The sequence below is a fragment of the Streptomyces sp. NPDC047917 genome, assembly GCF_043204345.1.
Classification (GTDB): Bacteria; Actinomycetota; Actinomycetes; order Streptomycetales; family Streptomycetaceae; genus Streptomyces; species Streptomyces sanglieri.
This window is the reverse complement of record NZ_JBIDCA010000003.1, coordinates 468,571-489,340: the sequence shown is the minus strand read 5'-3', so window position 1 is coordinate 489,340 and position 20,770 is coordinate 468,571. Positions and strand designations below refer to the sequence as shown.

The window sequence follows — 20,770 nt, the reverse complement described above, 5'->3', positions numbered from 1 at the left end:
GCCTCTGCTGCGGCCGCGCACCGGCCCCGGCAAAGGCCCCCGGTCTCAGTGGAGGCCCCCGGCCAGCGCCTTCTCCGTCGCGGCGCGTACGGCGGCCACGTCGTCGGCGGGAAGGGGGAACCGCGGCGGCCGGGTACGGCCCCCATGGCGTCCGGCGACGTCCATGGACGCCTTGATGGCCTGGACGAACTCCGGCTTCGAGTCCCATCGGAGCAGCGGGTGCAGCTCCCGGTACAGCGGCAGGGCGGTTGCCATGTCACCGGTGACAGCGGCCCGGTACAACTCGACACAGCAGGACGGCAGCATGTTCGGGCAGCCCGCGATCCAGCCGACGGCCCCGGCGAGCGCCAGTTCCAGAAGTACGTCGTCGGCGCCCACCAGCACGTCGAGCCCGGGGGCCTGTTCGGCGATCTCATAGGCCCGGCGGACGTCACCGCTGAACTCCTTGACGGCCACGATGCTGCCGTCCTGGTGCAGGCGGGCGAGCAGCCCCGGCGTCAGGTCCACCTTGGTGTCGTACGGGTTGTTGTACGCGACGACCGGCACCCCGGCCTCGGCCACATCGGCGTAGTGGGCGCGCACCGCCGCCTCCTCGCAGCGGTACCCGTTGGGCGGCAGCAGCAGCACGGAGCCGGCCCCCGCCGCCGCGGCCTGTTCCGCCCAGCGCCTCGATTCCGCGCTGCCGTAGGCGGCGACGCCCGGCATGACGCGGTTGCCGTCGCCCGCGGCCTCGACGGCGACCCGGACCACCTGCTCGCGTTCGCTGTCGGTCAGGGTCTGGTACTCCCCCAGCGAGCCGTTGGGCACCACCCCGTCGCAGCCCGCCTCGATGAGCTGCCGTACATGGTCGGCGTAGGCGTCGTAGTCGATGGTGCAGTCGTCGCGCAGGGTGATCGGGGTGGCGACCATGACTCCGTGCCAGGGACGGGTGCGCGAGTCGGTGTTCGTCTGCATAGTGGCTCCTTGAGAGGTGTGACATGTCACGGTGTGGCGGAAACGTGAACCGCGGGAACGCGAGACCGCAGTGGTGCGAAACGGCGGGAACGCGAGACCGCAGTGGTGCGAAACGGTGAGAACGCGAGACCGCAGAAACGGAAGGGAACGCGGAAGCTGGAAGGAAGGACTCGGGGCAGGGCACAACGGTCGGCGCGCAGAGCGCCCCTGGGGGTGGTCCGGACCCGGCCTACCCGGGACCGGACAGGCCGGCGAGGGTGGAGAGTTTCACCGGGCAGGCCAGCGGGCGCCGGTCGGGTCCGCCCGGCTCCTGTCCACCGCCGTGCGCGGCGGCGAGTTCCCGGACGGCGAATCCGCACGTCCGGCCCTGGCACCATCCCATCCCGGCCCGGGTGAGCAGTTTGACGGTCCTGGTGTCACCGGCTCCCAGCTCCTCGCACGCGGTGCGGATCCGGCCCGCGCCGACCTCTTCGCAGCGGCACACCTCCGTCCCGTCGGCCGGCCACTCGCGCCAGCCCGGCCCCGGTCGGTGCACGGCCCCCATCAGATCGGCGAAGGCCCGCAGACGACGGCGGGAGCGGTGCAGCGCGACAGCCCTGCGGGCCTCCCGCCTCCGCACTCCGCCCCGGACCTCGCGGACGATGGAGAGTGCCGCCAACTCGCCCTCGGACAAGGCGAGTTCGACGCCCCCTACGCCACCTGTCTCGCCGGCCGCCCAGACTCCGGGAACGGTGGTCCTGAGCTGTTCGTCGAGGGTGACCGCGTGCGTGCCGTCGGGGCCGGGCCGTGTATCGCAGCCGGCTGCCACGGCGAGGTCGAGCTGCGGCATCAGCCCGTGTCCCACGGCGAGCGCGTCGCAGGGGATCCGGCGGCCGGTCCCGGCGACGGGCCGCCACCGGCGGTCCACCCTGCTGACGGTCACCGCCTCCACCCGCTCGTCCCCGTGCACCTCGGTGACCGCCCGGTGGCTCAGCACCCGCACCCGGGCGCGGGCCAGCTCCGCCGCGAACCGGGCCCCTTCCGCCGCCTTGCCCGGGTTGGCCGCCAGCACCCGGGGAGCACGGGCGTACGCCCCGTAGCCGGCGGCCTCGACCAGCGCCGGGACCTGTGCCCCCGCGCGGGTCAGCGAGAGGGCGACCGCCTGGAGGAGCGGCCCGCTGCCCGCGACCACGATCCTTCTTCCCGGCAGCACCAGCCCCGACTTCAGCATCGCCTGGGCCCCCGCCGCGCCCACCACGCCTGGGAGTGTCCAGCCGGGGAAGGGCAGTTGGCGTTCGTGGGCGCCGGTCGCGAGGAGCATCCGCCGGGCCCGGACAGCGGTGCGGATCTCCTCGTCCGCCCCGGTGACCGCGTGCAGGATCCAGTCGCCGTCACCGGTTCGTTCGACCGTCCACACCTGGTGGCCGGTGAGGTGGCGGATCGTGCCGGTGTCGCGGTGTGCGGCCAGCCGGGCGGAGAGTTCCGTGAAGGTGCGCCAGCCGTGGTGCAGGGCCCCGGGCCGGGTGGCGCCGAGTCCGTCGGCCGGGCTGCGGTAGTACTGCCCGCCGGGTGCGGCGGCCGCGTCCAGCAGGACCACGTCGAGCCCGTGGTCGGCGGCGGTGACGGCCGCGGCGAGGCCCGCCGGTCCGGCGCCCACCACGGCGAGCTCGACGTGGCCGGTCTCCCGCGCCCCGGGCTCATCGGTCGAGTTCGGCATGGCCGTCCCCCTCCTGCGTCACTACCGCGTCGCCCGGTGCCGCGGGCAGCAGGCAGGCGCGCTGGTTGGGCCGGCCGTTGACGGTGGCCAGACAGTCGTAGCAGGCGCCGATCCCGCAGAAGGCGCCTCGCGGCCGCCCGTTCACCCGGGTGGTGCGCCAGGTCAGGATGCCCGCCGACCAGAGTGCGGCGGCGATGGTCTGGCCCGGCAGCGCGCGGACCGGGCGGCCGTCGAAGGTGAGCTGGAACTCCGTCTCGGGCGCGGCCCCGACGAGTTCGGCGGGGGTACGTGCGCGGGTGCGTCTCACTGGGTCCTCTCCTGGGGCGGGGGCGCCCCGCTCTCCACCCTCATGTGACATGGCATGTGGTCGAACCGATCGGGGGCGAAGGGTCCGAGGTCGAGTGCGGGCCGCTCTCCCCGGATCGCGTCGGCGATGAGCTGTCCGGTCGCGGGCGCCAGCCCGATCCCGGCACCCTCGTGGCCGCAGGCGTGGAAGAGCCCCGGCACCCTGGGGTCCGGCCCGATCGCCGGGAGGTGATCGGGCAGGTAGGGGCGGAATCCGTGGTAGGCGCGCATCACCCGTACGTCGGCGAGCGCGGGAAAGAGCGCGGCGGCGCCCGCCGCCAGCCGGGAGATCACCTCGACGGACAAGGTCCGGTCGAAGCCGACCCGTTCGCGGCTGGCCCCGATGAGCACCGGCCCCGCGGGCGTTCCCTCCACTACCGGCGAGGTCTGGAGCGCCGCGGACCCGCTCGACACGTCGGCCACGTACTCCGCGGCGTAGACCTTGTGCCGGATCAGCCGGGGCAGTGGTTCGGTGACCAGCACGAACCCCCTGCGCGGCAGGACCGGCAGGTTCACATCGGCCAGCGCGGCCAGATCGCCGCCCCAGGTGCCCGCCGCGTTGACCACGACGGGGGCGTGCAGTTCACCCCGCGCCGTGCGGACCCCGCGTACGGCGCCCTTCCGGTCCCGGAGGATCCCGGTCACCTCCTCCCCCGGGCGCACCAGCGCACCCGCCCTCCTGGCGGCGCTCAGCAACTCGGCAGCGGCCAGAGCCGGTTGGACCTGGGCATCCTGCGGGTAGTGGCAGCCACCGGACAGGTCCGGTGCGAGATGGGGCTCGATGTCGCGGAGCCGGTCGGAGGTGACGTGGTACGCCTCGACACCCGCCGCCCGCTGGGCATCGGCCGTGCCGGTCAGGGCGGCCAGGGATTTCCCGGATGCCGCGACGACGACACCGCCCTTGAGTTCGTACTCGATGCCCGTGGGCAGTTCTTCGGACAGCCGCCGCCACAAGGAGGCGGACAGCAGGGCGAGTTCCAGTTCCGGTCCGGGCACTTTGTCGGAGACCAGGAGGTTGCCCTCGCCGGTTCCGGTGGTACCGCCGGCCACCGGCCCTCGGTCGACGACGGCTACGGAGAGTCCGGACCGGGAGGTGTAGTAGGCGCAGGCGGCGCCGACCATTCCGGCCCCGACGATGACGACATCCAGGGGGCGTCTCGTGAGCACGGCAGTAATATGTCACATTGCTCAAGGGTCGCCAAGGGTGCGCACAGGGCCAGTTGATCAACCATCACTCCCCCGCACCGCCCGCGGGGGTGCCGGATCGGCAGCCGGGGAAGTGGAGCCATGAACCCCGAAGGCGCCGACCGCTTGGAGCCGTGATGCACGACGACCGCACCGTGGTGGAGGACCGCCTCGAACGAGCCCTTCACCAGTTCATCCGCCCCGCCCAGTACCCGGCCCGCACGCCGCTCGCACTCTCCGTCCGGCACATCCCCGGCGACCCCGTCCCGGTGGACCGGGTACTCCGGGAACCGTTCGAGCCGTTCCGTACCGGCACCGAGTGGGGGAAACCCTGGTCCACCAGCTGGTTCCGGCTGGAGGGGACCGTACCGGCAACGTGGGCGGGGCGCCGGGCCGAGGTCGTCGTGGATCCCGGCTTCTCCGGTCAGGGACCGGGGTTCCAGGCCGAGGGCATGCTGTACGACACCAGCGGCGTCCCGCTCAAGGGCATCCATCCGCGCAATCGCCATCTGACGGTGGCCGCCCCGGCGGCGGGCGGCGAGCCCGTCGAGCTGCTGCTGGAGGCGGCGGCCAACCCCGCCGTGCTGGAACACGGCTTCGCGCCGACACGGCTCGGGGACGTGCGGACGGCCGGCGACCGGCCGCTGTACCGGTTCGCCTCCGCGGACCTGGCGGTGCTGGACGAGGAGGTCTGGCATCTTGTCCTGGACATCGAGGTGCTCTGCGAACTGATGCGGGAACTCCCCGTCGAACGCTCCCGGCGCCACGAGATCCTGCGCGCCCTGGAACGCATGCTGGACGCGCTGGATCTGCACGACGTGGCGGGAACGGCGCGGGCCGGCCGGGAGCAGCTGGCCGAAGCGCTGTCCCGCCCGGCCGCGGCGAGCGCGCACCGGATCTCGGCCGCCGGTCATGCGCACATCGACTCGGCATGGCTGTGGCCGCTGCGCGAGACGGTGCGCAAGGCGTCGCGCACCTTCGCCAATGTCACCGCGCTGGCCCGGGACTATCCGGAGCTGGTCTTCGCGGCCTCGCAGGCACAGCAGTACGCCTGGGTGAAGGAACACCAGCCGCACATCTGGGAGCGCGTCAAGCAGGCCGTGGCCGACGGGCAGTGGGCGCCCGTCGGGTCGATGTGGGTGGAGTCCGACGCCAACATGCCCGGCGGTGAGGCGCTGGCCCGGCAGCTCGTGCACGGCAAGCGGTTCTTCCGGCAGGAGCTGGGAGTGGAGACCGAGGAGATCTGGCTGCCGGACACCTTCGGCTACACGGCGGCCTTCCCGCAGCTGGCCCGGCTCGCGGGGGTGAAATGGTTCCTGACGCAGAAGCTGTCCTGGAACCAGAGCAATAAAATGCCACATCACACCTTCTGGTGGGAGGGCATCGACGGGACCAGGGTCTTCACCCACTTCCCGCCGGTGGACACCTACAACGCACAGTTCCACGGCAGCGAACTCGCCCACGCCGAACGCAACTTCACCGAGAAGGGGCCTGCCACTCGCTCCCTCGTCCCGTTCGGCTGGGGCGACGGCGGGGGCGGCCCCACCCGCGAGATGCTGGAGAAGGCGCGCAGGCTCCGGAACCTGGAGGGCTCCCCCAAGGTGACCGTCGAGCGGCCGGCGGCGTTCTTCGCGGCGGCCGAGGAGGAGTACGGGGCGCGGGCTCCGGTCTGGTCGGGCGAGCTGTACCTGGAACTGCACCGGGCCACGTACACCACCCAGGCCAAGACCAAACAGGGCAACCGCCGCAGCGAACACCTCCTCCGGGAGGCGGAGTTGTGGGCGACGACGGCGGCACTGCGCGACCCCGGACACCGCTACCACTATCCGTACGAGGCGTTGGACCGGCTGTGGAAGACGGTCCTGCTGCATCAGTTCCATGACATCCTGCCCGGCTCGTCGATCGCCTGGGTGCACCGCGAGGCCCGCGAGACCTACGAGCGGGTGCGGTCGGAACTGGCGGATCTGGTGGCGGACGCGGTGGCCGCGCTGAGCGGGGCCAAGGGGCTGGTGGCGCTCAACTCGTCGCCGTACCAACGCCGTCAAGTGGTCGAGCTGGACCCGGAGGCGAGTGCGGTACTGCCGTCCGGCGCGCAGGTGCAGCACCTGGGAGACGGCCGTACGGTGGTGCCCGCCGAGGCACCCGGGCTCGGCGCGGGTCCGCTGAACGGCTCGGCGGCGCCGGGGCACCCGGTCTCCGCGACCGGTTCCGCGGACGGGGGTCTCGTGCTCGACAACGGGCTGCTGCGGTTGGTGATCGACGCCGACGGGCTGATCGCCGCCGTCCGCGATCTCGGCGCGGGGCGGGACGTCCTCGTCCCCGGCCACCGGGCCAACCTTCTCCAGCTGCACCCGGACCACCCCAACCACTGGGACGCCTGGGACATCGACCGGCACTACCGCCGCACCCGGACCGATCTCACCGATGCCGACTCCGTCGACCTGGTGGAGGAGGGGCCGTTGCGGGCCGCGGTCCGGGTCCGGCGGTCCTTCGGGCAGTCACATGTCACACAGGAGATCCGGCTGAGCGCCGGCAGCCGTCGGATCGACATCGACACCGAGATCGACTGGCGGGAGTCGGAGAAGGTCCTCAAGGCGGCCTTCCCGCTCGATGTGCACGCCGAACGGTCCACCTCCGAGATCCAGTTCGGCCATGTCCACCGCCCCACGCACGACAACACCAGCTGGGACGCCGCCCGTTTCGAGATCTGCGCCCATCGCTGGCTGCGGGTCGCCGAACCGGGGTACGGCGTGACACTGCTCAACGACTCGACGTACGGGCACGACGTGACCCGGACCCCGCACCCTTCGGGGCTGGGCACGACGGTACGGCTGACGCTGCTGCGCGCCCCGCACAGCCCCGACCCGGAGACCGACCTCGGCCGGCACCGGTTCAGGTACGCGCTGGCGCCGGGCGGCGGGATCACCGACGCGGTACGGGAAGGGCTCGCGCTCAACCTGCCGCTGCGGGCGGCGGTGGCACCGGTACTGCCGTCGCTGGTCGACACGGGGCATCCGGCGGTCACGGTGGAGTCGGTGAAGCTCGCCGAGGACCGCGGCGGCGATGTGATCGTGCGGCTCTACGAGTCGGCGGGCGGCCGCGCCGGCACCACCCTGCGGGTCGGCTTCCCCGTCGTGCGGGCCCAGGTCACCGACCTGCTGGAACAGCCGTTGCGCGAGGCGGACACCGACGAGCACGGTCTCGTACTGTCGCTCCGGCCGTTCCAGATCCTGACGCTGCGCCTGACCCCGGCGTGACGGTTGCGGAACACCGCACCGCCCCCTCCCGGGCCCTCGTTCAGCGGAGGGCACGTTCGGGGGCGGGCCCGTGCGGCGGCGGCGTACGTTCAGGGGCGGGGCACGTTACGCAGGTTGGAGCGGGCCATCTGGACCATTCGGCCCACTCCCCCGTCCAGCACGATCTTGCTGGCGGAGAGCGCGAAGCCGGTCACCATCTCGGCGCTGATCTTCGGTGGGATGGAGAGGGCGTTGGGGTCGGTGACGACATCGACGAGCGCGGGGCCCTTGTGCTTGAAGGCCTCCTTGAGGGCGCCTTCGAGCTGCTTGGGCTTCTCCACCCGCACGCCGTACGCCCCGCACGCGCGGGCGACCGCGGCGAAGTCCGGGTTCTTGTTGGCCGTGCCGAACGACGGCAGTCCCGCGACCAGCATCTCCAACTCGACCATGCCGAGGGACGAGTTGTTGAACAGCACGACCTTCACCGGCAGGTCGTACTGCACCAGGGTCAGGAAGTCGCCCATCAGCATGGTGAATCCGCCGTCGCCGGACATCGAGACCACCTGACGGTTCCGGTCGGTGAACTGGGCGCCGATGGCCTGCGGGAGTGCGTTGGCCATCGAGCCGTGGCTGAACGATCCGATGACGCGGCGCTTGCCGTTGGGGGTGAGATATCGCGCGGCCCACACATTGCACATTCCGGTGTCGACGGTGAACACGGCGTCGTCGTCGGCCAGTTCGTCCAGCACCGAGGCGACGTACTCCGGATGGATCGGGATGTGCTTCTCGACCTTGCGGGTGTACGCCTTGACCACGCCCTCCAGCGCTTCGGCGTGCTTCTTCAGCATCCGGTCGAGGAACCTGCGGTCGGTCTTCTCCTTCACCTGCGGCGTCAGACAGCGCAGGGTCTCGCGGACATCGCCCCAGACCGCCAGATCCAGCTTGGAGCGGCGGCCCAGGTGCTCGGGGCGCACATCGACCTGGACGATCTTCACATCGGTCGGGAGGAAGGCGTTGTACGGGAAGTCGGTGCCGAGCAGGATCAGGAGGTCGCACTCGTTGGTCGCCTCGTAGGCGGCGCCGTAGCCGAGCAGACCGCTCATGCCGACGTCGTACGGGTTGTCGTACTGGATCCACTCCTTGCCGCGCAGCGCGTGCCCGACCGGGGACTTCACCCGTTCGGCGAACTGCATCACCTCGGCGTGGGCACCCGCCGTGCCGCTGCCGCAGAACAATGTCACACGCTTCGCCTCGTCGACCATCCGGCGGAGCCTGTCGATCTCCTCGTCACCGGGCCGGACCGTCGGCCGCGAGGTGACCAGCGCGTGCTCGATGGACTTCTCCGGGGCGGGCTGCGATGCGATGTCACCCGGCATCGTGACGACGCTGACCCCGCCCCGGCCGATCGCGTGCTGAATGGCGGTCTGGAGCAGCCGGGGCATCTGCTGCGGGTTGGAGATCATCTCGTTGTAGTGGCTGCACTCCTGGAAGAGCAGCTCCGGGTGGGTCTCCTGGAAGTAGCCGAGCCCGATCTCGCTCGACGGGATGTGCGAGGCGAGGGCGAGCACCGGTGCCATGGAGCGGTGGGCGTCGTAGAGGCCGTTGATGAGGTGCAGATTGCCAGGACCGCAGGATCCCGCGCAGGCCGCCAGCTCGCCCGTGACCTGGGCCTCCGCGCCGGCGGCGAAAGCGGCGGTCTCCTCGTGCCTGACCTGGATCCAGTCGATGGCCCGGTTGCGGCGGATCGCGTCGACGACCGGGTTGAGGCTGTCGCCGACGACACCGTACATACGCCTGACGCCCGCCCGGACGAGGATGTCGACGAACTGCTCCGACACGTTCTGCTTGGCCATGGGTGCGTACCCTTTCCGCGCTTCGGCTTCCGGACTCCGCATCCATCAACCCATGGCGGACGCGGTTACGCCTCCCAGACGCCCGCAGCCGTACGGTCGTCGGCGTACCCCTTCACCCGGAGCTGGATGTCCGCGAGAAAGGCCACGAGCCCAGGTGCCTCCTCGGTCATCCAGCGTGCGGCGAGCTCCTCGGCCAGGGCGGGCTCGCCGCGCATCGGTTCGGCCAGCCCGGGGCCGCACAGCAGCAGGGCGTCGCCCGGCCGGGCCACCGACCCCCGGAAGCGGAACGGTTCTGCGGGCGGGGCGGGCGGGGCGGGCGGGGCAGGTGGGTCGGGCGGAGACTCGGCATACGGGCCCGGAGGCGTCGTGGCGGCCGGGTCCGTGGTGAGGTGGTCGCCTTCCGCCCCGCCCGCGTGTGACGGAGCCCCGAACCCGGGCCCGGGGTCCGTGACACCGGTCCCGGCGCCCCCGATGTCCCCGGCGACGTTCCCGGCTGCCGGGATCTCAGGTTCGAGATCGTGCCAGACTCCGCCGCGCAGCCGGAAGAGACCACCGGCCCCGACACCGAAGAAGACCCGTGTACGGCAGTCCGGATCCGCCGGCAGCAGAAGACAGCGCAGCCCCGCCGTGTACTGCTGCGGCTCCACCCCCAGCTCGGCGGCGCGGGCCCGCAGCTTGCCGTACGTGCGGTCGGTGAGGCGGTTGAGCCCGGACTTGAGCTCCCCGCGGCGGCCCGCCCTTATGTCCTCGGAGAGCCGGACGTGGCTGCGGCCGACCGCTGCGCCGATCCAGCGGCAGGCATCGGCCGCCGCCAGGTGTGCCGAGTCGGCGGCGCGGGCCCCGGTCGCGACGGCGACCAGGACCAGGGCGCGTTCGTCGGTGCCGAAGCGCGCCGTGAGCAGCGCATCGCGGCGGGGCTCGCCGCGAAACCGCGCGGAGTCCCCGCGCACGGAGGCGGCGCGCAGGGTGTAGGTGCCGTATCGGGCACCGTCGAGCACGGTGTCGGCGACCAGGCCGTCCAGCTCCTGCGGGACGGTGGGGGGCAGCGCGGTGGGCTCGGGGTCGTAGGTGGGCGGCCGATCACCCACATGGCCGATCACGGGACGGACGACCGAGCCGGCTTCACGCTCCGCCTCCGGCACGGGTGGGACGGATACAGCGGGTGTGCCGGATACGGCGGGTGTGCCGGACGCCGCGGATGTGACCGATGTGACGGATGTGATGGGCGCGCCGGCGGGTGGCGGTGGAGCGGAGGGCTTCGCGGCCACCGGCCGCCTGGGCAGAGGCGGCGCCGGGGGCGGAGGCGGCGCGACCGGCGGCGGCTCCACGGCCTGCGCAGACGCGGGCGCAAACACCGGCTCGGACGTCGATGGAGGCGCAGGCGAAGGGAGCGGCGGATCCACCGGAATCGCCGGCACGGCGAAGGTACGCGGCGGCGTCGGGCCGGCCGGGGCAGCGGCAGGCGGCTCCCACGGAGCCCGCTCCCGTACGGTCTCCTCCCGCACCGGCCGGGACACCACCACCGGGTCCGCCCCGGGCTTCACCTCGGAAGGCGCCCCCGCACGCCCGCCGGCTCCGTCACCGGCCGCTACGCCGAGCCCACCGCCGCACCCACTCCCGGCACCGCTCCCCAACCCACCATCGAATCCCCCTCCGGAAGCCCCGCCCCCGGCACCGGCTCCGGCCCGGCCCGGCCTCACCGCGTCCGACGCCGAGTCGAAGCGGTCGTCGAGACTGTCGGGTGCGTCGCTCGTCCCGGTGTCCCGGGCGCTCTCGTCGTACAGCCTCCGCCACCAGTCGTCCTCGTTGGCGGCGGGCTTCTCCCCCTGCTGACTCATGCCCTTATTGTCGACCGCGAGGGCCGTACGAAAACGGGTCATCCGGAAATAGTGACTGCGAACATGGGTCCGCCGGGCGGCCCCACCCCCCACGGGAAGGACGCCCGGCGGACCGGTCAGTCGGTGATCAACGCACGGCGTACGCGTCGTTCACGGTCTGGATGACGGAGTTGCCGTTGGCGTCCGTCAGTTCGGTCTTCAGGGTGACCGGCTTGCCGGCCGCGCCCGCGTGGTTCACGGTCGCGGTCCAACGGCCGCCCTGCTGTGCGGTGGTGGCGTCGTTCCAGGTCTCGCCACCGTCGTACGAGTACGAGACCTTGGCGGCGACCAGCTTGCCGGGCGTGTAGCCGGCGTGACCGCTGACGCTCAGGCCGATCTTCTGACCGTCCTTCGCCGCGAGGGTCTTGAGCCCGTCCGTGTCCAGGTCGTAGCCGGGGAAGAGCAGCGGGATCCCCTGGGAGTAGACGTTCTCGTCCCGCTTCGAACGGAACTTCCAGGTGGTCTCGGTGCTGGTGGACCGCTTCCACACGGCGGCGGGCTGTCCGAACCTGGAGGTCATCATGGTCAGTTCGTACGCGGCGTCCTCCGCCGGGACGGTGAACACCCCGGACGGCCAGCCGGTCTCGCCGATCAGCTTGCCACCGCTGCTCAGGCTCATGTTGCCGACGTCGCCGAAGGAGCCCTGGAGTCCGGCGTGCTCGCTGTCGCTCCAGAAGCCCGGGGCGACGCCGATCAGGTTGTCCTGACGCTCGCCGGCGAGCTGGAGCTTGCCGGCGGCGTCGCGCGGAGCGGCCGGGACCGGGATGCCCCGGTACCAGTTCTCCGTGCGCTTCGAGCCCGCCTCGTAGGTGCGCGGCTGGTCGGTCATCAGCTCGCCCCAGGGGAAGCTGGAGGAGAGGTACCGCACCCAGGCGGTGTCGCCCGCCGAGTAGTACTCGGTGCGCTTGCCGGGGGCGGCGACGACGTCACTGGCCGCGGAGAAGACACCGCCGTACGGGCGGTTGATGATCATCGTGTCGACGTAGTCGGCGGCGACGCCCATCGCCTCGTAGCCGGCCGTGACCCTGCCGAGCTTGGTGTCGCGGACCTTGTAGGTCCGGTCCGAGGTGATCGGGCCGGTCTCGGGGAACGCGAGGTTGTAGACGAACGGGCTGACCGCGGTGGCCTTCCAGCGCAGCTCGACCGTGCCGTCGGCCAGGGCGGCCTTCAGCGCGGCGGCCTCGTCCGCCTCGATGCCGAGCGCGGGCAACACCGCCTGGGCGTAGCCGACGGTCGGGTGCCACGGTCCCGCGGAGGGGCGGTGGGCGATGACGGCCTTGGCGCCCGCGGCCTTCGCGTCGCGCGTCAGGGCGTACAGGTTGTTGTCGTCGTCACCGACCTCGACCAGGGCGATCTTTCCGGCGACGCCCGCGGCCTTCAGCTCGTCGGGGGTTCCGGTTCCGGCGTCGACGAGTGCGGCCTCGCCCGTGCCGTCGAGGTTGACGGAGCCGTTGCCGGCCACCGTCGGGTGCAGTTCGGCACCGCCGACGACCGAGAGCTTGTCGATCTGCGGGGCGTAGGCGCGCCAGAAGCTGTCGAACTCGAAGTCGCCGTCGCTCGCCCTGCCCTGCACGTCGGCCAGGTAGTTCTTGACGTCGGAGCCGGCGGTGACGGAGCCCGAGTGCAGCCAGACGTCGTCCCAGCTGCGGCCGAACGCCAGCGTGGTGGAACGGTTCTCGGTGGTGCGGTCCTCGGTCCTCACCTGGATCCGGTGGGCCTTGCGGGCGTCCAGGACCAGGGTGGTGTCCTTGGTGACGTTCAGCTGCGGCCGCGCGAGGTAGGCGAGGGACTCCTCCATGTTGCCGGTGGCGTCCGCCGGGTCGGGCGAGGAGACGAAGCTGGACACGAAGTACGCGCCGGGGCGCACCTGGTAGACCTGGTCGGTGGCGCCGTCGTTGAAACGGCGCTCGCCACTGGAGGTGTCGGTGCCGATGACGTCCAGCGAGGAGGCGCCGGCGGCGGGCCTGCCGGTGCGGTCGACGAGCTTGACCCGCAGGGTGACGGTCTCGGCTCCGACGTACAGCGAGAACGGAGTGGAGACCTTGGCGCCGCCGGGGCCGGTGGCCAGCACCCGTCCGGTGACATCGCCGTACTGGGCGGCCTTCAGCTTCGCCGTCGGGTCGATCCGCAGCGGGACCTTGACGGTGGCTCCGGCCGGCACGGTGACGGTGCGGGCGTCGAGCTCGGCGACGGAGGAGCGGACGGCCGAGCCGTCGTTCCCGGTGACGCCCCGGACGCTCAGCGAGAGCTTGACCGGCTTGGTGCCGGAGTTGGTGTACGGGAGGTCGACCGTGGTGCGGTCGGTGCGGTCCTGCGGCCAGTTGAAGGTGCCGCCCTGGACGGCGGGGGCGCCGACGACGGTGGTGTCGATGGCGGCCTTGACGTCGAGGCGGCCGCCGCCGGTCTCGCGTACGTCACCGGGGATGTCGCTCTTCGCGGACGACACCAGGGCCGCCTTGATCTGCTGGGCGGTCCAGTCCGGGTGGCGCTGCTTCACGATGGCCGCGGCGCCCGCGACATGCGGGGTGGCCATCGACGTACCGGACATCGACTGGTACGCGTAGATGCCGCGGCCGCCGGCCGCGGCGGCCGAGATCGCGACGCCGGGGGCGGCGATCTCGGGCTTGAGGGTGTGCGATCCGATCGCGGGGCCGCGGCTGGAGAACTGGGCCGTGGTGTCGTCGCGGTCGACGGCTCCGACGGTCAGCACGCTCGGGGCGCAGCCGGGCGAGGAGACGGTGTTCAGCGTCGGGCCCGCGTTGCCGGCCGCGATCACGAACAAGGTGCCCTTGTTCTGCGCGAGTTCCTCGGCGGCGACGCTCATCGGGTCGGTGCAGTCGGTCGGTTCCTGGCTGCCCAGGCTCATGGAGACGACGTCGGCCTTCTGGTCGACGGCCCACTGCATGCCGGCGATGATCCAGGACTCGGCGCCGGAGCCGCTGTCGTTGAGGACCTTGCCCGCGAGCAGGTCGGCGCCGGGGGCGACGCCCTTCTTCTTGCCTCCGCTGGCCGCGCCGGTGCCGCCGACGGTGGAGATGGTGTGGGTGCCGTGGCCCTGCCGGTCGTCGGTGGAGTCGGAGTCGGTGAAGTTCTCCGAGGCGGCGACCCGGCCCTTGAGGTCGGGGTGTTCGGCGTCGACACCGGTGTCGAGGACGGCGACCTTGGTGCCCTTGCCGTCGTATCCGGCGGCCCAGGCGAGGTCGGCGCCGACCTGCTTGGTCGACTTATCGAGGGTGGCCCGGACCTTGCGGTCGAGCCAGAGCTTCTTCATGCCGGAGGCCGAGCGGGAACGGGTGTTGGTGACGTCCGCCCAGAAGTCGGCGGCCTTCTCCTTGTCCGCCTTGAGCGCGACGCCGTCGATGGCGTCGAGCGCGAGTCCGCGCTTCGCGCCGCGCGGGGCGGCGAGCGCGGCGCGGGCCTGGCCCTTGCCGTAGACCGCGATCAGGGGCAGCGACTTGGTGTGCGCGTCGTCGTAGCCCTGCCGGATGAGGCCGGTGACGTTGAAGAGTTCCTCGTCCACCTTGCCCGCGGCCAGCGCGGCGACGGCGGTGTCGGGGTAGGCATAGAGGTTCTTGCCGGACTGCCTGGTCTGGAGGAGGGGTACGGTCCCGTCCTCGCGGGGCAGAGCGGTGACCGACGCGGCCCCCGAACTGTCCGTGCTCACCAGGACCTTGTCGCCGGTCACCAGCGTCACGGTGACGGGCTTGGCCTGCTTGGCGTCGGCGGCGGCGCTGCCGGTCAGTGCTCTCTTCCCCGTCGCTCCGTCCTGCGGCTGTGCCGCGGACGGTGCGATCGCGGTGACGGCCAGGACGGCGGCGGTGGCCGCCCCCAGTGCCGTGCGCGATATCGGACGCATCGCTCTCCCCAAGTGAATCCGGAACCAATCCGCGCAAACCGCAGTCTTCCGGAGGTTGTTGGTACTTCGGTGGCGCCACATTGGCAGAGCGACGAGCGATAAAGGGATGATGTACACGGCGGGTTTACGCCGTGGCCGCTTTCCGCCATGGACGGACGCCCGGCGACAGCGACATCGTGCGGAATCACTGCGTCCGGGAGGGGTCCGGGGATGCTGGGAGCCATAGGGCTCGACGAGATACAGGAGTCGGCGTACCGAGCGCTCGTGGCGGTGGGGGCCGCGGAGGTCGCCGATCTCGCGCACCGGCTGGCGCTTCCGGAGCCGGACACCGAGCGGGCTCTGCGGAGGCTGGAGCAGCACGGTCTGGCCGCGCAGGCCTCGGCGCGCACGGGGCGTTGGGTGGCGGCTCCGCCGGGCGTGGCGCTCGGAGCGCTGCTGACCCAGCAGCGTCATGAGCTGGAGCAGGCGGAGCTGGCGGCGGCGTTGCTCGCCGAGGAGTACCGGGCGGAGGCCGCCGAGCCGGCCGTGCACGATCTGGTCGAGGTGGTGACCGGGGCGAGCGCGGTCTCGCACCGCTTCCACCAGTTGCAGCTCGGCGCGGCGAGCGAGGTGTGCGCCCTGGTCACCGGGAAGCCGATCGCGGTCAGCGGGATGGAGAACGAGGCGGAGGAGCGGGCCGCGACACGCGGGGTGTCCTACCGGGTGGTGGTCGAGCGCGAGCTGCTCTCGCTGCCGTCCGGGATCACGGAGCTGTCGGCGGCGCTGAGCCGGGACGAGCAGTGCCGGGTGATCGACCGGGTGCCGACCAAGCTGGTCGTCGCCGACGGTTCACTGGCGATGGTGCCGCTGACCGGGCGCGGCGCCGAGCCCGCCGCCCTGGTGGTCCATGCCTCCGGGCTGCTGGAGTCGCTGATGGGGCTCTTCGAGGCGGTGTGGCGCGAGGCGATGCCGCTCAGACTGGGCGAGGGCGACCGGCCCCAGGACGAGGCGACGGGGCCGGATCCGACGGATCTGGAGATCCTGTCGCTGCTGCTGGCCGGGCTGACGGACGCGAGCGTGGCGAAACAGCTGGAGCTGGGGCTGCGGACCGTACAGCGACGGGTGAAGGGCCTGATGGAGCTGACCGGCGTGTCGACCCGGCTGCAGCTGGGCTGGCACGCCTACGAGCGGGGCTGGGTCGCCCGCACCCCACGGTTCTGAACGGTCCGGCACGGCCGCCGCGACTGCGCACCGCTACCGCTCCGACACGGCCCTGAGCTGCGCCGACGGCCGCCGTCCCCGGGGTGCGCTGACGGGCGGGACCGGCCGGACTCCGGCACGCTGGTGAGATGAGTGTGTGGCAACTCGTCGCCGTCGGGCTCGTCATGCTCCTCGGCCTGCTGGGCGTACTGGTGCCGGGGGCGCCGGGGCAGGCGATCGTCTGGGCCGCCGTGCTGTGGTGGGCGCTGACCGACATGACGCCGGTCGCCTGGGGCGTACTCATCGGCGCCACCGCGCTGCTGCTGCTGAACCAGGCGCTGAAGCCGCTGCTGCCACCGCGCCGCCCGCACGAGACGGGGGCGCCGCGCAGGACCCTGATGCTCGGCGGGGTCGGCGCGATCGTGGGCTTCTTCGTGGTGCCGGTGATCGGGGCGGTCGCCGGTTACGTGGGGACCATCTACGGGGCGGAGCGGCTGCGGCTCGGCAGCCACGGGGCGGGGTGGACATCGGTGCGCTCGGTGATGCGGGCGACCGGCTGGTCGGTACTCGTCGAGCTCTTCGTGTGTCTGCTGGTGACGGGAGCCTGGCTCGGCGCGGTGATCTGGGGCTGACCACCTCCCACTCTGGTGACATCTGGCTGGACGGTGTCCAGATACACGGAAACACATCGGATCTCTCCTGCTCCATTGACGGAGCAATGGCCTGTGCCTACCTTCCCTGAGGGTATAGCTCGGATGAATTGAAGCGCCTGCGTACGAGTCGCCAGGAGAAGCCTTGCCCACAGCACCGGACCCCTCCCGCCCGCCCCGCACCGAAGCCTCATCCCCGTCCCGGCCCGCCCCTTCGCGCAGATCAGTGCTCGCCACCGGCACCGCGATCGGCGGTGCGCTCGTGGCCGCCGGGACCCCCGTCCCCGCCCTCGCCGCCACCCCGGCCGCCTCCGCCACCCCGGCCGCCTCCGCCGCCCCGGCCCCCACCACCGTGCACTCCCCCGGCGACAGCTGGCGCACGGTCCTCGACGACGCCGACCTGCTCTGGCGGAAGCTGCCGAAGACCTGGTACGAGGGCCCGTATCTGGGCAACGGCCGCCTCGGCTCCGGCATCTACGCGGAACCCGGCGCCACCACCCGGGCCGTCCGCTTCAACGTCCAGCACTCCGAGGTCCAGGACCACCGCCCAGAATTCGGTTCGCTCTTCGGCCTCGCCCGCCTCCCCATCGGCCACTTCACCCTGGAGCCGGTGGGCACCATCACGGGCATCGAGTGGTGGATGCGGTTGCGCACCGCGGAGCTCGAAGGCACGGTCACCACGACCGCGGGAACCCTGAAGCTCCGCGCGTTCGTCCACTCCACCAGCGATCTGCTCGCCGTGGAGATCACCCCGAGCGCCGGCGAACAGGGCTTCCGCTGGGTCTTCCACCCCGCCGAGGCGATCAGCCCGCGTGCCGCCTTCAAGCCGGTCCCGGACGGCTACACCGGCAATCCTCCCGCCGTGACCGAGCAGCACGGCGACACCACCGCCGCCGTCCAGCCACTGCTCGCGGGCGGCCGGCACGTCACCGCCTGGCGCGAACGCACCCGGGGCACGGTCCGCACCCTGTACGTCACGGTCGCGCACTCCCACCCCACGGACACCGCCCGTGACCACGCGCTGCGCACCGTCAGGACCGCGTCCGCGTTCCCGTACGGTCCGCTCGCCGCACCCCACCGCACCTGGTGGGACCGGTTCTACCGCAAGAGCTTCCTCTCGCTGCCCGACGCCCGGTTGCAGCGCTTCTACTGGATCCAGCTCTACAAGACCGCGTCGGCGGCCCGCAAGGACGCCCCGGTGATGGCCACCTCCGGCCCCTGGCTGGAGCCCACGCCCTGGCCCAACACCTGGTGGAACCTCAACGTCCAGCTGGAGTACTGGCTGATCCACGGCTCCAACCACCTCGAACTGGACGCCGTCACCCGGGCCCTGAGCGAATTCCGGGACCAGCTCTCGCGGGAGGTCGCCGCCCCCTACCGGACCGACTCGGCCGGCATCCCCCGGACCACCGACCCGCAGCTGGTCAACGGCGCCGCGGTGACCGACGGCGGCTACGGGGTCGGCATCCCCGGCCAGGACCCGCCCACCCCCGAGGTCGGCAATCTGACCTGGGCGCTGCACAACGTCTGGCTCTCCTACCGCCACACCATGGACGAGTCGGTCCTGCGCGACACGCTCTTCCCGCTGCTGCGCAAGGCCGTCAACTACTACCTGCACTTCCTCACACCGGGCACCGACGGAAAGCTGCACCTGCCGGCGACGTTCTCCCCCGAGTACGGCGTCAACGCCCCGGACTGCAACTACGACCTGATGCTGCTGCGCTGGGGCTGCCGCACCCTGCTCGAATCGGCCGGCCGGCTCGGCGTCCGCGACCCGCTGACCGCCCGCTGGCAGGAGGTCCTCGCCAGGCTGGCGCCGTACCCGGTCGATGCCAACGGGTTCATGATCGGCGCCGGGGTGCCGTTCGCGAAGTCGCACCGCCACTACTCGCACATGCTCGCGGTGTACCCGCTGTACGAGCTGACCGGCGCGACGCCCGACGAGCGCGCCCTGATCGAGAGGTCCGTCGCCCACTGGGTGGGCTTCGAGGGCGCCCTCCAGGGCTACACGTTCACCGGTGCCGCGTCGATGTCCGCGCTGCTCGGCAAGGGCGAGGACGCGCTGAAGTACCTGGGCGAGCTGATGAACCGCTTCATCCAGGCGAACACCATGTACAAGGAGTCGGGCCCGGTCATCGAGACCCCGCTCTCGGCGGCCCAGTCCCTGCACGACATGGTCTGCCAGTCGTGGGGCGACACGATCCGGGTCTTCCCGGCGCTCCCCGCCGCCTGGCGGGACCTGACCGTGCACGACTTCCGCACGCAGGGCGCCTTCCTGCTCAGTGCGGTGCGCGAGGAGGGCCGGACCCGCTGGGTGCGGCTGACCAGCGAGGCCGGCGCACCCTGCGTCGTACGCCACGGCATCGACGGCCCGGTGGAGGTCCGCGACCGGCACGGTCGTCCGCTGGACCATGTGACGACGGCCGACGGCACGGTACGGATCCCCCTGCGCAAGGGCGAATCGGCCCTGATCACGGCGCGGGGCGACCGACCGGACCTGACCATCCGCCCGGTGACGGCCAACGTCCCCGCACCGCGCTGGGGGCTGCCCGCGTAGGCCCGCTCACAGCAGTCCCAGGTGACGCACCGCGTACGAACGCCACGGCCGCCACCGGTCCGCCCCGGGCCGGCCGGCCGGATCCACATCCGGGTCACCGAGCGCACGCATCCTGATGAGGGCCGCGGCTGCCGGGGCGATCCCCGGCAGCCGCAGCAGCGCCCGCTCGGCCTCGTCGCGGTCGGCCCCGGCGTCCAGCCGTACGTCCCCGTCGGCGAGCGCGGCCGCCAGCGCCCGCAACTCCGGGCCGCCCGTCGCACCGGCCAGCAGCCCGGGCTCGGGAAACACATGCGTCAGCCCGCCGCACGGCACGTCCAGCACCTTCCCGTACGCCTCCACCAGCCGCTCCGACTCCGCCCGCCCCACCAGCGTCCGTACGGCGAACTCGTCCGGGTCCGCGGCGCCCGGCGAACGCAGCCCGGGGCGGGCGGCGACGCCCGCGGCGAGCAGCGGGTCGGCGCCGAGCCGCTCGTCGACGGCGTACGGATCGGCGTCCAGGTCGAACAGGCGCCGCAGCCGCTGGACGGCCGTCGTCAGGTCCCGCAGGTCCGTGAGGTGGATCCGGGCATCGAGCCAGGCCCCGGCGGACCGCTCGTCCACGGCCACGATGCCCGTACCGTACGGAAGCCGCAGAGTGCGCCGGTAGGTACGGGCCCCCGGCGTACCGCTGATCTCCTCGATCCGGGCGACCGGCTCTCCGGCCAGCAGGTCGAAGACCTCACGGGCCGCGTACGGTCCCCGGTGGGCGAGCCGCAGCGGGATCCCGGTGGTCCGCGCCTCCCGGACCGCCGCGCCCAGCCCCGTCCCGGCCTCGGCCCGCAGCGCGCTCGGCGTGCGGGCGTAGATCTGCCGGATCGTGTCGTTGAACTGGCGCACACTGGCGAAGCCCGCCGCGAAGGCGATCTCCGTCACGGGCAGCCCGGTCGTCTGGAGCAGCACCCGCGCGGTGTGGGCCCGCTGGGCACGGGCGAGCGCGACCGGGCCCGCGCCCAGCTCGGCGTTGAGCTGCCGCTGCACCTGGCGCGAGCTGTAGCCGAGCCGGTGCGCGAGACCCGGCACACCCTCCCGGTCGACCACGCCGTCGCCGATCATCCGCATGGCGCGGCCCACGACATCGGCCCGCACATTCCATTCCGCCGAGCCCGGAACGGCGTCCGGCCGGCAGCGCCGGCAGGCCCGGAAGCCCTGGCCCTGCGCGGCGGCCGCGGTCGGGTAGAAGCGGACGTTCTTCCGTTTGGGCGTGACGGCGGGGCAGCTCGGCCGGCAGTAGATCCCGGTCGTCTCGACGGCGAAGAAGAACTCCCCGTCGAAACGCGCGTCGCGGCTGCTCACCGCCTCGTACCTGGTCCGTTCATCCATCACACCGTCCAGTGTGCGGCACC

The 20,770-nt window shown here is 72.3% G+C and carries 12 protein-coding genes; 4 read left to right on the top strand and 8 right to left on the bottom strand.

Annotated elements, in window-relative coordinates:
* Nucleotides 1–45: 45 nt before the first annotated feature.
* The 4 genes from ACGF8B_RS09000 to ACGF8B_RS08985 form a co-directional block, all read right to left on the bottom strand.
* Complete coding sequence (locus ACGF8B_RS09000; protein WP_342286460.1) at nucleotides 46–954, bottom strand: dihydrodipicolinate synthase family protein; 909 nt, start codon at nucleotides 952–954, stop codon at nucleotides 46–48.
* 229 nt (nucleotides 955–1,183) lie between these two features.
* Nucleotides 1,184–2,650 (bottom strand): NAD(P)/FAD-dependent oxidoreductase, encoded by a 1,467-nt coding sequence (locus ACGF8B_RS08995; protein WP_392736147.1) that lies wholly within the window; start codon nucleotides 2,648–2,650, stop codon nucleotides 1,184–1,186.
* The gene (locus ACGF8B_RS08990; protein WP_392736145.1) at nucleotides 2,631–2,957 is read right to left on the bottom strand and encodes a (2Fe-2S)-binding protein; all 327 of its coding nucleotides are present in this window, start codon (nucleotides 2,955–2,957) and stop codon (nucleotides 2,631–2,633) included. Before ACGF8B_RS08990 ends, ACGF8B_RS08995 begins: the two co-directional genes overlap by 20 nt.
* Entirely contained in the window at nucleotides 2,954–4,162 is a 1,209-nt protein-coding gene (locus ACGF8B_RS08985) for an NAD(P)/FAD-dependent oxidoreductase (RefSeq protein ID WP_392736144.1), read from the bottom strand. Before ACGF8B_RS08985 ends, ACGF8B_RS08990 begins: the two co-directional genes overlap by 4 nt.
* Nucleotides 4,163–4,317: 155 nt before the next feature.
* Here ACGF8B_RS08985 and ACGF8B_RS08980 point away from each other — a divergent pair, with 155 nt between their 5' ends.
* The gene (locus ACGF8B_RS08980; RefSeq protein ID WP_392736142.1) at nucleotides 4,318–7,437 is read left to right on the top strand and encodes an alpha-mannosidase; all 3,120 of its coding nucleotides are present in this window, start codon (nucleotides 4,318–4,320) and stop codon (nucleotides 7,435–7,437) included.
* Between the two features lie 89 nt (nucleotides 7,438–7,526).
* On the opposite strand, the gene ACGF8B_RS08975 is transcribed toward ACGF8B_RS08980, so the two are convergent.
* The 3 genes from ACGF8B_RS08975 to ACGF8B_RS08965 form a co-directional block, all read right to left on the bottom strand.
* Nucleotides 7,527–9,269: a pyruvate dehydrogenase gene (locus tag ACGF8B_RS08975; RefSeq protein WP_392736141.1), complete on the bottom strand. Its 1,743-nt coding sequence runs from the start codon at nucleotides 9,267–9,269 to the stop codon at nucleotides 7,527–7,529.
* Nucleotides 9,270–9,334: 65 nt separating this feature from the next.
* The gene (locus ACGF8B_RS08970) at nucleotides 9,335–11,107 is read right to left on the bottom strand and encodes a protein phosphatase 2C domain-containing protein (RefSeq protein WP_392736139.1); all 1,773 of its coding nucleotides are present in this window, start codon (nucleotides 11,105–11,107) and stop codon (nucleotides 9,335–9,337) included.
* A gap of 127 nt (nucleotides 11,108–11,234) precedes the next feature.
* On the bottom strand, nucleotides 11,235–15,002 hold the full coding sequence (locus tag ACGF8B_RS08965) for a S8 family serine peptidase (protein ID WP_392736136.1): 3,768 nt from the start codon (nucleotides 15,000–15,002) through the stop codon (nucleotides 11,235–11,237).
* A gap of 210 nt (nucleotides 15,003–15,212) precedes the next feature.
* Here ACGF8B_RS08965 and ACGF8B_RS08960 point away from each other — a divergent pair, with 210 nt between their 5' ends.
* The 3 genes from ACGF8B_RS08960 (at nucleotide 15,213) to ACGF8B_RS08950 (ending at nucleotide 19,388) form a co-directional block, all read left to right on the top strand.
* Nucleotides 15,213–16,202, top strand: a complete 990-nt coding sequence (locus ACGF8B_RS08960; RefSeq protein ID WP_392736134.1) for a helix-turn-helix domain-containing protein — start codon at nucleotides 15,213–15,215, stop codon at nucleotides 16,200–16,202.
* A gap of 128 nt (nucleotides 16,203–16,330) precedes the next feature.
* A complete protein-coding gene (locus ACGF8B_RS08955; protein ID WP_392736131.1) occupies nucleotides 16,331–16,813 on the top strand; it encodes a DUF456 domain-containing protein in 483 nt (160 codons plus the stop codon).
* A gap of 244 nt (nucleotides 16,814–17,057) precedes the next feature.
* Entirely contained in the window at nucleotides 17,058–19,388 is a 2,331-nt protein-coding gene (locus ACGF8B_RS08950) for a glycoside hydrolase family 95-like protein (RefSeq protein WP_392736485.1), read from the top strand.
* Nucleotides 19,389–19,394: 6 nt separating this feature from the next.
* On the opposite strand, the gene ACGF8B_RS08945 is transcribed toward ACGF8B_RS08950, so the two are convergent.
* Nucleotides 19,395–20,747, bottom strand: a complete 1,353-nt coding sequence (locus ACGF8B_RS08945) for a DNA-3-methyladenine glycosylase 2 family protein (protein ID WP_392736484.1) — start codon at nucleotides 20,745–20,747, stop codon at nucleotides 19,395–19,397.
* Between the last annotated feature and the right edge of the window lie 23 nt (nucleotides 20,748–20,770).